This is a genomic window from Promicromonospora sp. NPDC023987, from assembly GCF_040639055.1.
In the GTDB taxonomy this organism is placed as follows: domain Bacteria; phylum Actinomycetota; class Actinomycetes; order Actinomycetales; family Cellulomonadaceae; genus Promicromonospora.
In genome coordinates this window covers 22,755-35,650 of record NZ_JBEZZF010000042.1, presented here as the reverse complement: position 1 = coordinate 35,650, position 12,896 = coordinate 22,755, and the positions used below count along the sequence as shown (strand labels likewise).

The window sequence follows — 12,896 nt, the reverse complement described above, 5'->3', positions numbered from 1 at the left end:
GCGGTTCTCCCTGCGCCTACGAGGTGAGCTGTCGGATTCGGATCGGAGAATGACCCGGCCGCGTCGTGCTGTGCGGCTTCACCCCAAGGGCACCGATGGTGCCCGCATTCGTGGTTCCCCCGTCCCTGTCATCTGTTTCGGAGCAGATCTCGCGGCGGTGACAGGGCTCGGCGTCCACCTCGAGTGGTCGCGGCTTTCCCGCGAACCGGGAGCGACCGTAACCCTGATCGCCACCGAAGTCACAATCGCATCACGGCTTCCTGGGCTGCACCGGTTCCACTTGACCGGATTGTCCGCATGAGATACGTCACTCGTCTATCCCGTTTTCGGCGGCCAACCGCGGTTCGTCGGCCCGCACAACTGGCCCCTCGCCTCCTTGTCCGGCAGGACGAACACCACGTGCGGGGCTTTCCATAGCCTGACGGCATGACATCTCTCGACTCGGTCTCGACCTGGCTTGACGATCACTTTGCCGACTTGGTCGCCCGCCATCAGGTCCCGGGCGCGGGTGTCGCGGTGCTGGTCGACGGCGAGGTCGTCGATGCGGCGGCGGGCGTGCTCAGCACGACGACCGGGGTCGGGGCGACCACGGACTCCGTGTTCCAGATCGGGTCCGTCACCAAGCTGTGGACCACGTCCCTGCTGATGCGGGCGGTGGACGACGGCACGCTCGACCTCGACCTCCCGCTGCGCACGTACCTCCCGGAGTTCCGGGTGGCGGACGACGCCGCGAGCGCCGCCATCACCACCCGCCAGCTGCTGTGCCACACGGCCGGGTTCGAGGGCGACGTGTTCACGGACACGGGCCGCGGCGACGACGCGATCGGCAAGTACTTGGCGGAGCTGCACGGCCTGCCGCAGCTCTTCGCGCCGGGCGCGATGTTCTCCTACAACAACGCGGGCTTCGCGTTGCTGGGGCGCCTGGTCGAGGTGGTGCACAAGGTGCCGTACGACCGGGCGCTGACCGAGCTCCTGGCCGAGCCGCTGGGCCTGACGCACGTGGCGCCCAGCCCGTACGAGGCGATCCTGCACCGGGCGGCGGTGGGTCACGTCCAGGGCCCGGACGGCAACTGGACGGCGGCGCCCGTCTGGGCGCTGGCACGGTCCAACGCGGCGGCGGGGTCGATGCTCGCCATGCGCCCGCGTGACCTGGTCACCTTCGCGGGGATGCACCTGGCCGGGGGACTTGCGCCGGGCGGCACGCGGGTGCTGAGCGAGCAGAGCGTGGCCGCCATGCAGGCGGAGCAGGTGACGGTGCCGGACATCGGTTCGATGGGCGATGCGTGGGGCCTGGGCTGGACCATCTCCCGGGCCGCGGGCGGCACCGTCGTCTCGCACGACGGCGGGACGATCGGGCAGGCGGCGTTCCTGCGGGTGGTGCCCGGCGCGAACGTCGCGGTGGCCCTGCTGACCAACGGCGGAGACGTCTTCGGGCTCTACCGGGACGTGGTGCAGCACCTCACGAGCGAGCTCGCCGGCGTCACCCTCGCGGACCGGCCGGTCCCGCCCGCCGAGCCCGGCGCGGTCGACCACGCCCGCTGCGCCGGCACGTACTCCGACACCATCTATGACCTGGTGATCAGCCAGGACGACGCCGGTCGGGCGTGGCTGGACCGCACCCCGAAGGACGTGCTCGCCGAGATCGGCGAGCAGCCGTTCCGCACGGAGCTGGTGCGGTACGCGGACGACGCCCTGATCGCCGTCGACGCGCCGAACGGCGTGCACACCGTCTACGCCTTCCTGGGCGACGACGGCACCGGCAGGGCCGCGTTCATCCACTACGGCCGCGCGGTCGCGCGGGCGGTGGGCTGATCCGGCACCGAGTGACCTGGCACCGAGCTGACCTGGCACCGAGCTGATCCGGCACCGACGGCACCGACGGCACCGACGCCGCAGAGCCGACCCGACGAGAGGGACCCCGTGAACCGTCTGACCGCCCCGCCCGGACGGGCCGTGCGCCCCGTGGCGCTGCTGCTCGCGCTCACCCTGACCTCGACCGCCCTCGCCGCCTGCTCCGGAGGCGGCGACGACGCCGCGTCCGACGGCGGGTACGCCTCCGCCGGGACGTTCACGCTCGCCCTGGCGACCGACCCGGGCAACCTCGACCCGCACGCGTCCGCCGTGAGCTCGGTGATCGGCATGAGCCGGCTCGCGTACGACACGATCGTCGCCGTGGACCCTGAGTCCACCGAGGTGGTCCCGTCGCTGGCCACCGAGTGGACGGTGGACGGCACGACCGCGACGTTCACCCTGCGCGACGACGTCACCTGCGCCGACGGTTCCGAGTTCACGGCAGGGACCGCGGCGGCGAACATCGAGTACGTGGCCGACCCGGCCAACGAGAGCCCGTACCTCGGTGCCTTCCTCCCGGCGGGCGTCACGGCGTCGGCCGACGGCGACACGCTCACCCTCGAGCTCGCAGGTCCCGCGCCGTTCCTGCTGGAGGGACTCGCCGGCCTGGCCATGGTCTGCGACTCCGGCCTGGCGGACCGCGACACGCTCGCCGCGGCCACGGCGGGCACCGGGCCGTTCGTGCTCGACGAGGCCGCACCCGACGACCACTACACCTACTCGGTCCGCGAGGACTACGCGTGGGGCCCGGACGGCGCCACCACGACGGAGCCGGGCACGCCCGCCACGGTGGATGTGCGGATCGTCGCCAACGAGACGACGTCGGCCAACCTGCTGCTCTCGGGCGAGGTCAACGCCGCGCAGGTGATCGGCCCAGACACCGAGCGGCTCGAGGCGGCCGGCCTCTACTCCACCGAGTCCGCCGGGCTGCTCGGGGAGCAGTGGTACAACCACGCCGAGGGCCACGTCACGGCCGATCCGGCCGTACGCGCCGCCCTGGCCCAGGCCCTCGACCTGACCGAGCTGCGGCAGGTGCTCACGTCGGGCAAGGGGAGCTCTCCGACCTCGCTCGCGACGGTGAGCCCGGCCGCGTGCACCGGCGACTCGATCACCGCGGCCCTGCCAGAGCACGACCCGGAGGCTGCGGCCGCCGCCCTCGACGAGGCCGGCTGGACCCTGGGCGACGACGGCGTGCGGGCCAAGGACGGCAAGCCGCTGACCATCGCGTTCCTGCACGACACGGCGCTTGGCACGGGCGGCGCGTCCGCCGCGGAGCTGGCGACGGCCGCGTGGACCGACCTGGGCGTCGACGTCGAGGTGACGGGCAAGAACACCACCGAGCTGTCCGAGATCCTGTTCGGCACCGGCGCGTGGGACGTGGCCTGGGAGCCCATCAACGTCAGCAGCCCGGACCAGCTCGTCGGCTTCCTGTCCGGACCGACGGTCGCGGACGGCGGCACCAACTTCGCGGCCATCGACAACGCGGACTACGCGGACGCCGTCGGCGAGGCGACGACCATGGTGGGAGCCGACGGCTGCGACACCTGGCTGGCGGGGGAGACCGCGCTCGTCGAGGCCACCGCCGTCACGCCCTTCGCCAACAGCCTCGTCAAGATCTACGGCAACGGCGCGGAGTTCCTCAGCACCGGGTCCATCGTGCCCACCAGCATCCGCGTGCTGAGCTGACGGCGAGCTGCCGATGACGACCCAGACGCCGACCACCGCCCGGCCCGCGGGGGCTGCCCGGCCCGCCCGGCCTGCCGGGGCCGGGACCGGGGCCGGGGCCGCCCAGCACCGCTGGCTGCGCTTCGCCGTGCGCCGGTCGGGGCGGCTGCTGGTGTCCCTGTGGGTGCTCGTCACCGCCGCCTTCCTGATGATCCACCTGGTGCCCGGCGACCCCGTGCGCGCCTCCCTCGGCCCCACCGCGTCGGCGGAGCTCGTGGCGGCGCGCCGCGAGTCGCTCGGCCTGGACCAGCCGCTGTGGGTGCAGTACGCCACCTACCTGCGCGACCTCCTGACCGGTGACCTCGGCACCTCGTTCGGCTCCCAGCTGCCCGTCGCCGACACCATCGCGCAGCGCCTGCCCGCCACGGCCACCCTCGCCCTGCTCGCCTTCCTCGTCGCCGTGCTCGTCGCCGTCCCGGTCGGGGTGGCGGTGGCCGTCGCCACCCGGCGCGGCAGGGCGCCGCGCACCGAGCTCGGCTTCGCGAGCACCAGCGTGTTCCTCGCGACCATCCCTGACTTCCTGCTCGCCGTCGCGCTCGTGTGGGTCTTCGGCGTCACGCTGGGCTGGCTGCCCATCGCGGGGCAGGACGGCGCGGCCTCGTTCGTCCTGCCCGTCCTGGCCCTCGCCGTCGGACCCGCCGCCGTCCTGGCCCGCATCGTGCGCGTCGAGATGCTCGCGGTGCTCGAGACCGACTACGTCCGCACCGCCCGCGCCAAGCGCCTGCCCCCTTCGGCGGTCCACCTGGGCCACGCGCTGCCGAACGCCGTCACCGCGAGCCTCACGCTGGGCGGCCTGCTGCTCGGCCAGCTCGTGGCGGGCACCGTCCTGGTCGAGAGCGTCTTCGCCTGGCCCGGCCTGGGCAGCACCATCGTCGAGTCCATCCTCGCCAAGGACTACCCCCTGGTCCAGGGCACGGTGCTGGTCTACGGCGTCGGCGTGCTCATCGTGAACACCCTGGTCGACGTGGCGCTCGCCGTCCTCGACCCCCGCTCGACCATCGGGGAGAGCTGATGCCCGCCAGTCTGCCCGCGCCGATCCACCGATCGCGGCCCCGCCTGCCGGCCACCCTGCGCACCCCGCTCGGCGTGACCGGCACCGGCCTGCTCGCGCTCGTCCTGGCGACCGCCCTGCTGGCCCCGCTCCTGTGGGGCGGCGCCGCCGAGGCCGTCGACACCGCCGCCATGCTCCAGGGACCGTCCGCCGACCACTGGGCAGGCACCGACAACCTGGGCCGCGACCTGCTCCTCCGCACGCTGGTGGCCACCCGCCTGTCGGTGGTGCTCGCACTCGCCGCCACGGCGCTCGCGGTCACCATCGGCCTGCTCCTCGGCACCGCATCCCTGCTGCTCGGACCCCGGGCGGGCCGCCTCGTCACGGCCGGGGTGAACATCGCGGTCGCCTTCCCCGGCCTGCTGCTCGCCCTCTCCTTCGCCGTGATCTTCGGCGTCGGGCAGGTCGGGTCGGTGCTCGCCATCGGGTTCGCCGGCGCGCCGGCCTTCGCCCGCCTGTGCCAGACCCTCGTCGCGGGGGTCGCCGACCGCGACTATCTCGCCGCCGCACGGCTCGCGGGCGTCGGGCGCCTGCGGATCCTGCTGCGGCACGTGCTGCCCAACGTCGGCGGGCCGCTCGTGGTCAACGCGACCATCGGGGCCGGCGGCGCCCTGCTCTCGTTCGCGGGCCTGTCCTTCCTCGGTCTCGGGGTCCAGGCCCCCGCCTACGACTGGGGCCGGCTCATGCAGGACGGCCTCGACCGCATCTACCTCGACCCGCTCGCCGCGCTCCTGCCCGGGTTCGCCGTGGTCGTCGCGGGTCTCGCGTTCAACCTCACGGGCGAGGCCGTGGCGCGCGCGTTCAGCATCGACTCGATCAGCGGCGTCTCCCTCCTGGCCGGCGGCGCCCTGCGCACGCGGCGGCGGGCCGACGGCGGCGCGGCACCCGGGCCGCACGCCACGCCGTCCGCCGAGGTCGAGCACGACGCCGGGCCCGACCTGGTGCTCGACGTCGCGGACCTGGTCGTCACCGTGCCCACCGCGGCCGGTGCGGCGTGGCCGGTGCGCGGCGTGACGTTCCGGGTGGCGCGCGGCGAGGCGGTCGGCGTGGTGGGGGAGTCCGGGTCGGGCAAGACGCTCACCGCGCTCGCCGTCGCCGACCTGCTCGAACCGCCTACGACGGTGACCGCGCGGCGCCTGTCGTTCCAGGGCCGGGACCTGCTCAGCGGCGACCACCGCACCCTGCTCGGCACCGAGCTGGCGATGGTCTTCCAGGACCCCATGTCGTCGTTCAACCCGGTACGCCGGATGGGCGGCCAGCTCGCCGAGGGCGCCCGCCACCACCTCGGGCTGACCCGCCGGCAGGCGCGGGACCGCGCCGTCGACCGGCTGCGGTCCGTGCGGATCGGGGAACCGGAGCGGCGCGCCGGGCAGTACCCGCACGAGTTCTCCGGCGGCATGCGGCAGCGGGCCATGATCGGGCTGGGGCTGATGGGCAGCCCGGCCCTGATCGTCGCCGACGAGCCCACCACCGCCCTGGACGTCACCGTGCAGCGCCAGGTGCTCGACCTGCTGGCCGAGGTGCGCGAGCGCGACGCGGTCGCGCTGCTGCTGATCAGCCACGACGTGTCGGTGGTGGCCGACGTGTGCGACCGCGTCCTGGTGATGTACGCCGGACGCGTCGTCGAGGACCTGCCGGCCGCCGAGCTCGCGACGGGCGCCCGGCATCCCTACACCCGGGCGCTCGTCGCCGCCGTCCCCCACCTGGGGACCGACCTGGACCGACCCCTCGCCGTGATCCCCGGACGGCCCGTGGACCCCGCCGACCTGCCGGCCGGGTGCCCGTTCGCGCCGCGCTGCCCCCTGGCCGACGCCCGGTGCCGCACCGAGGAGCCCGAGCTGGTCGACGGCGTGGCCTGCTGGCGCCCCGGCGAGGACCTGCCGGCCGCCGTCCCCGAGGAGGCGACCGCATGAGCGAGCTGCGCTTCGACGACGTGACGGTGCGCTACGGCGCCGGCCGCCGAACCACGACCGCGGTGGACGGCGTGAGCCTGGTCGTGCCGCCCGGCGAGATCGTCGGCCTGGTCGGCGAGTCCGGCTCGGGCAAGTCGACCCTCGCGCGCGCCGCCGTCGGCCTGGCTCCCGTGCACGGCGGCCAGGTCCTGCTCGACGGCGAGCCGGTGGGCGGACGCCGCCGGACCGCCGGCCCGAGCCCGGTCCAGCTGGTCTTCCAGGACCCGGCGTCCTCGCTGGACCCGCGGATGACCGTCGGGGAGAGCGTCGCGGAGGCCGTCCCCCGCGAACGCGGCCGGACGTCGGCGGCGGCCCGCGCGTCGGCGAGGGCCGAGGTGGAGCGCCTGCTCACGCTGGTGCACCTCGATCCCGACCGGGCGGGCGCCTACCCAGGGCAGCTCTCCGGCGGTCAGCGGCAGCGGGTGGCCATCGCCCGCGCCCTGGCGGCGCGACCGAGCGTCGTGGTCGCGGACGAGATCACGTCCGCCCTCGACGTCTCCATCCAGGGAGCGGTGCTCAACCTGGTCCGCGAGCTCCAGCGCGACCTCGGCCTGTCCATCCTCTTCATCTCCCACGACCTCGCCGTCGTGCGGTACGTCGCCACCCGAGTGGCGGTGCTGCACCGCGGCCGGATCGTCGAGCGGGGCGAGACCGCCCAGGTGCTCGGCGATCCTCGGCACGACTACACGCGCAGCCTGCTGGCGGCCGTACCGAGCCCGCTGACCGGCCCCCTGACCGGGGGCACCATCGATTCCACCCGGACCACAAGGAGACCGACGTGACCCGTCACCTGACCCTCGAGGACCTGCCCTCGATCGCCGTCCCGTCCCAGCCGGCGCTCGCGCCGGACGGCGCGCTCGCCTACGTGGTGCGCACCCTGGACACGGAGGCGGACACCGCCGTGCACAGCATCTGGCTCGCGGGAGCGGGTGGCGCCGAGCCGCGCCGGCTCACGCACGGCCGTGCGGACACGTCACCCGCCTGGTCGCCCGACGGCGGCACGCTCGCCTTCCTGCGCGCGGGCACCGACGGCCCGGCCCAACTCTGGACCCTGCCCGTGGCGGGCGGCGAGGCGACCGCCGTGACCGACCTGCCGCTCGGCGCCGGCTCGCCCGTGTGGAGCCCGGACGGCGCACGGATCGCGTTCGTCGCGCCGGTCGACCCGGCGGGGTCCGACGCGGCCCGGCCGCTGGTCACGGACGGGCTCGGGTACGCCGTCGACGGAGCCGGGCTGGTGCCCACCCTGCGGATGCAGGCGCACGTGGTGGAGGTCTCGACAGGCTCGACCTCCGGGACGGGTACGGCCTCCGGGAAGGGCGCGGTCCGGCAGGTCAGCTCGGGCGACGCGCACGTGGGCGCCGTGGGCTGGCACCCGGACGGCGGGACTCTCGCGTTCACGGCGCGCCCCGACGGCGCGTCCGACCTGGACCCCGTCTCCGCCGTGCACACGGTGGACGTCACCGACCACAAGGCAGTGGCCGTCCTGGTCGCGCTCGCCGACGGCCTGGCCGGCAGCGTCTCGTTCACCCCGGACGGGAAGCACCTCCTGGTGGTGGGCTATCCGGGCGCCCCGCGTGGGCACGCGGGCCTGCTGCGGGTGCCGCTCGACGACGGCGGCAGGGCCGCGGCCGAGCCCGTCGACCTGGCCGCCCCGCTGGACCGCAACGTCATGGCGGGCGCGCCCGCCTACCCGGGCGCAGCGCCGGTGGTGGTGGGCGACGACGTGCTGTTCTGCGTGCGGGACCACGGCTGCACCCACCTGTACTCGGTGCCGCTCGCGGGCGGTGCGGCCCCGCGGCTCGTGCTGGGCGGCGCGGGCCGGGTGGTCTCCGGGCTCTCCGTCGCGGGTGGCACGGCCGCCGTCGTGCTCACCACACCCGACTCGTTCGGCGAGGTGGTGACCGTCGCCCTCGGGGAGGGCGACCGCGAGACCAGCGTGACGAGCCTCGGCGCCTCGCTCGGTGACGCCGTCGGGTACGTGCGCGAGGAGCGCTGGTTCGAGATCTCGGACGGCACCCGGGTACAGGCATGGCTCTGCCACGCCTCGGAGGACGACGCCGCGGGCGACGCGGGCCCCCGCCCGCTGTACGTGGACATCCACGGCGGCCCGCACAACGCCTGGAACGGCGCCGCCGACGAGCTGCACCTGTACCACCACGACCTGGTGGCCCGCGGCTGGGGTGTGCTGCTCGTCAACCCGCGTGGGAGCGACGGGTACGGCGCCGGGTTCTACGACGCCGTGTTCGGCGGCTGGGGCACCGTCGACGCCAAGGACTTCCTGGAGCCGGTCGACGCCCTGGTGGCCGAGGGGTTCGCGGACCCGCACCGGCTCGCCGTCGGCGGATACAGCTACGGCGGGTTCATGACCTGCTACCTCACCGCCCACGACGACCGGTTCGCCGCGGCGGTGGCGGGCGGCGTGGTGGCCGACCTGTCCAGCATGGGCGGCACGTCGGACGAGGCGCACTTCATGAGCGAGCACGAGCTCGGGGCGTTCCCCTGGGGCGCCGGCGCCGCCCGCCTGGCCGAGATGTCGCCGTTCACGCGGGTGGACCAGGTGTCCACCCCGACCCTCGTGCTGCACGGCGGTGACGATCTGCGCTGCCCGGTGGGCCAGGCGCAGCAGTGGCACACCGCCCTGCGCGAGCGCGGCGTGCCCACGCGGCTCGTGCTCTACCCGGGCGGCAGCCACATCTTCCCGCTCGCCGGACGCCCGTCGCACCGCCTGGACTTCGGCCGGCGGATCGTCGCCTGGCTCGACCAGCACGTGCTCGACGGCGACCGCGCGCGCCCGGCGATCGACGTCGCGCACTGGGAGCGGCGCCTGACCGCCCTCGCCGAGAAGCACGACGTGCCCGGTGCGCAGCTCGGCATCCTCCGGGTGGGCGGGGGCGGGCGTCCGGACGATCTGGTCCAGGCGGCGACCGGCGTGCTGAACCTGGCCACGGGGCAGCCAGCCGGCGTGGACTCGATCTTCCAGATCGGCTCCATCAGCAAGGTCTGGACCGCGACCGTGGTGATGATCCTGGTGGACGAGGGCGCGTTCACCCTGGACACGCCCGTGGCCATGATCCTGCCGGACTTCGCGCTGTCGAACCCTGAGGTGACGGCCCGCGTGACCGTTCGGCACCTGCTCACGCACACCAGCGGCATCGACGGCGACATCTTCACGGACACGGGCCGCGGCGACGACGCCATCGAGAAGTACGTGGCGCTCCTCGCCGACGCGCCGCAGAACCACCCGCTGGGCGTCACCTGGTCCTACTGCAACTCCGGGTTCTCGGTGCTGGGCCGGATCATCGAGCAGGTCACCGGCAAGACGTGGGACACCGCGATGCGGGAGAAGCTGTTCGGCCCGCTCGGCCTGCCGCGCACGGTCACGCTGCCGGAGGAGGCGCTGCTGCACGGCGCCGCCGTCGGGCACGTGGAGCTGGGCGGTGCCCAGCACGTCGCGCCCGTATGGGGCCTGCCGCGACCGATGGGACCGGCGGGGCTCATCACTGCGCCGGTCGCCGACGTCCTCGCGTTCGCGCGCCTGCACCTGACCGGCGGCGTGGCGGCGGACGGCACCCGCCTGCTGTCGGCGCAGAGCACGGTGGACATGGCGGAGCTGCACGCCGACCTGCCCGACAAGTACTCGCTCGGGGACTCCTGGGGCCTTGGCTGGATCCGCTTCGGGTGGGACGGCCGCCGGCTGATCGGGCACGACGGCAACACGATCGGGCAGGCGGCGTTCCTGCGGATGCTGCCGGAGGAGGGACTCGCCGTCACGCTGCTCACCAACGGCGGCAACACGCGCGACCTGTACGAGGAGCTCTACCGGGAGATCTTCGCCGAGCTGGCGGACGTCGAGATGCCGCGGTCGCTCGCGCCCCCGGAGGCGCCCGTCACGACGGACATCACGCCGTACCTCGGTACCTACCGGCGGGAGTCGGTGCGGATGGACGTGCTGGACGGCGCCGCCGGCCCGCGGCTGCGCACCGAGCTGCTCGGCCCCCTCGCCGAGCTGCAGGAGGAGCCGGTCGAGGAGTACCCGCTGGTCCCGGTCTCCGAGGGGCTCTACGTCGTGCGCCCCGAGGGGATGCAGACGTGGGCGCCGGTCACGTTCTACTCCCTGGCGACGGGCGAGGAGTACCTCCACTTCGGCGCCCGGGCCACGCCGAAGGCGGCCGTCCCGGAGCCGGTCCCTGAGGTGGCGGCGCCGGAGGCGGTCTCGGAGGCCGTTCCGGAGGCTGTGCCGGGGGGCGTGCCTGGAGCCGTTCCGGAGGCTGCGCCGGGAGCTGCGCCGGGGGCCGTGCCGGAGGTCGCACGGTGAGCGACCCGTTCACCGCGCAGGCGGCCCGGGACGCCGAGGCGGCGGCCCGGGCAGCCGAGGTCACGGTCCGCGAGGTGTCGGGCCTGACCGAGCTGGCCGCCGTCGGCGACCTGTTCACGACGATCTGGGGCAAGCCGTCGGTCTCGACGGAGCTGCTGCGGGCGTTCAGCAAGACGCAGAGCTATGTGGGCGGTGCGTTCCGCGACGGCGCGCTGGTCGGCGCGTGCGTGGCGTTCCACGCGGCGCCGGGGCAGCGCTCGCTGCACAGCCATATCGCCGGGGTGACTCCGGGGACCGGTGGCCGGGGCGTCGGCTTCGCGCTCAAGGTGCACCAGCGCGCGTGGGCGCTCGCCCTCGACGTGGACGAGATCGCCTGGACGTACGACCCGCTCGTGGCGCGCAACGCGCACTTCAACATCAACAAGCTCGCGGCCCGGCCCGCCGAGTACCTGACGAACTTCTACGGACCCATGTCCGACGCCATCAACGGCGACGAGGACACCGACCGGGTCCTGGTCCGGTGGGACCTGCGAGCCCCGGCGGTGGCCGCGGCCTGCGGTTCCGGCCGGGCGGGGTTACCGGACGGCTTGAGGCCGGGCGGAGCCGTGCCGGACGCCGCTGGGGCGGGGGGAGCCGTGCCGGACGCCGTCGTGCCGGTGCCCCTCGACATCGAACGGCTGCGCGTCGCGGACCCGGCAGCCGCCCACGAGTGGCGGCTGCGGGTGCGCGAGAGCCTGGGGCCGTACCTGGCCGCCGGTTCCGCCGTCGGGTACGACCGCGCGCACGGCTACCTGATCCATACCCAGACTGATACCCAGCCTCGTACCCAGACCGAAGGAGCCAACCCGTGAAGCTGCAGGGAGTCGAGCTGCGCAGGATCACCATGCCGCTCGTGGCACCGTTCCGGACGTCGTTCGGCACGGAGCGCGAGCGCGACATCCTCCTGCTCCGCGCCGTGACCGACGGCGCGGAGGGCTGGGGCGAGTGCGTCGCGATGGCCGAACCGCTGTACTCCTCGGAGTACGTGGACGCTGCCGCCGCCGTGCTGCGCCGGTTCCTGATGCCCGCCCTGGGCCGGTACCAGGAGTCCGCCCGGCGGCCGGGCGGCACGGTCGGCATCACCGCGTCCGACGTCGGCCATGCCCTGGCGCCGATCAAGGGGCACCGCATGGCCAAGGCGGCCCTGGAGATGGCAGTGCTCGACGCCGAGCTGCGCGCCCTGGGCCGGTCGTTCGCCGGCGAGCTGGGCGCCGTCGTCGACCGGGTGCCGAGCGGCGTGTCGGTGGGCATCCACGACTCGGTCCCCGCCCTGCTCGACGCCGTCGACGGCTACCTCGCCGAGGGCTACGTGCGGATCAAGCTGAAGATCGAGCCCGGCTGGGACATCGAGCCCGTCCGGGCCGTGCGGGAGCGGTTCGGCGACGACGTGCTGCTGCAGGTCGACGCCAACACCGCCTACACCCTCGGTGACGCCCGGCACCTCGCGCGGCTGGACCCCTTCGACCTGCTGCTGATCGAGCAGCCGCTCGAGGAGGAGGACGTGCTGGGCCATGCCGAGCTCGCCCGCCGCATCACGACACCGGTGTGCCTCGACGAGTCGATAGTCTCCGCGCAGACCGCCGCCGCCGCGATCACGCTCGGCGCCTGCTCCATCATCAACATCAAGCCGGGGCGCGTCGGCGGGTATCTGGAGGCGCGGCGCATCCACGACCTCGCCGTCGCGCACGGCGTCGCCGTCTGGTGCGGCGGCATGCTGGAGACCGGGCTCGGCCGTGCGGCCAACGCGGCGCTCGCTGCCCTGCCCGGGTTCACGCTGCCGGGCGACATCTCGGGGTCCGGCCGGTTCTACCGCACCGACATCACCGAGCCGTTCGTGCTCGACGACGGCCACATCGCCGTGCCGGCAGGCCCGGGCCTCGGCGTGACGCCGCTCCCGGACCTGCTCGACGAGTTCACCACCGCGACGGAATGGGTGCCGCTGGACTGAACCGGCTCCGAGGCA

The 12,896-nt window shown here is 74.3% G+C and carries 8 protein-coding genes and 1 riboswitch; all 8 genes read left to right on the top strand.

All coding sequences use genetic code 11. The features are described from left to right. Nucleotide 1: 1 nt before the first annotated feature. A riboswitch (cyclic di-AMP (ydaO/yuaA leader) is annotated at nt 2-153 on the bottom strand. A gap of 273 nt (nt 154-426) precedes the next feature. The 8 genes from AB0F40_RS18095 (at nt 427) to menC (ending at nt 12,881) form a co-directional block, all read left to right on the top strand. Continuing rightward, complete coding sequence (locus tag AB0F40_RS18095; protein ID WP_357470425.1) at nt 427-1,812, top strand: serine hydrolase domain-containing protein; 1,386 nt, start codon at nt 427-429, stop codon at nt 1,810-1,812. 108 nt (nt 1,813-1,920) lie between these two features. Then, nucleotides 1,921-3,537 carry an ABC transporter substrate-binding protein gene (locus tag AB0F40_RS18090; RefSeq protein WP_357470422.1) on the top strand — a complete coding sequence of 539 codons (1,617 nt, stop codon included), beginning with the start codon at nt 1,921-1,923 and terminating at the stop codon, nt 3,535-3,537. 13 nt (nt 3,538-3,550) lie between these two features. Then, complete coding sequence (locus tag AB0F40_RS18085) at nt 3,551-4,588, top strand: ABC transporter permease (protein WP_357470420.1); 1,038 nt, start codon at nt 3,551-3,553, stop codon at nt 4,586-4,588. Then, nucleotides 4,588-6,540, top strand: coding sequence for a dipeptide/oligopeptide/nickel ABC transporter permease/ATP-binding protein (locus tag AB0F40_RS18080; protein WP_357470417.1), 1,953 nt, complete (start codon nt 4,588-4,590; stop codon nt 6,538-6,540). The genes AB0F40_RS18085 and AB0F40_RS18080 overlap by 1 nt, the downstream gene beginning before the upstream one ends. Beyond that, nucleotides 6,537-7,361 carry an ABC transporter ATP-binding protein gene (locus tag AB0F40_RS18075; RefSeq protein ID WP_357470414.1) on the top strand — a complete coding sequence of 275 codons (825 nt, stop codon included), beginning with the start codon at nt 6,537-6,539 and terminating at the stop codon, nt 7,359-7,361. The genes AB0F40_RS18080 and AB0F40_RS18075 overlap by 4 nt, the downstream gene beginning before the upstream one ends. Beyond that, nucleotides 7,358-10,894: a serine hydrolase gene (locus AB0F40_RS18070; protein WP_357470411.1), complete on the top strand. Its 3,537-nt coding sequence runs from the start codon at nt 7,358-7,360 to the stop codon at nt 10,892-10,894. Before AB0F40_RS18075 ends, AB0F40_RS18070 begins: the two co-directional genes overlap by 4 nt. Further along, nucleotides 10,891-11,745 (top strand): GNAT family N-acetyltransferase, encoded by an 855-nt coding sequence (locus AB0F40_RS18065; protein WP_357470408.1) that lies wholly within the window; start codon nt 10,891-10,893, stop codon nt 11,743-11,745. Before AB0F40_RS18070 ends, AB0F40_RS18065 begins: the two co-directional genes overlap by 4 nt. Further along, nucleotides 11,742-12,881, top strand: coding sequence for an o-succinylbenzoate synthase (gene menC, locus AB0F40_RS18060; protein ID WP_357470406.1), 1,140 nt, complete (start codon nt 11,742-11,744; stop codon nt 12,879-12,881). The genes AB0F40_RS18065 and menC overlap by 4 nt, the downstream gene beginning before the upstream one ends. Nucleotides 12,882-12,896: the final 15 nt, after the last annotated feature.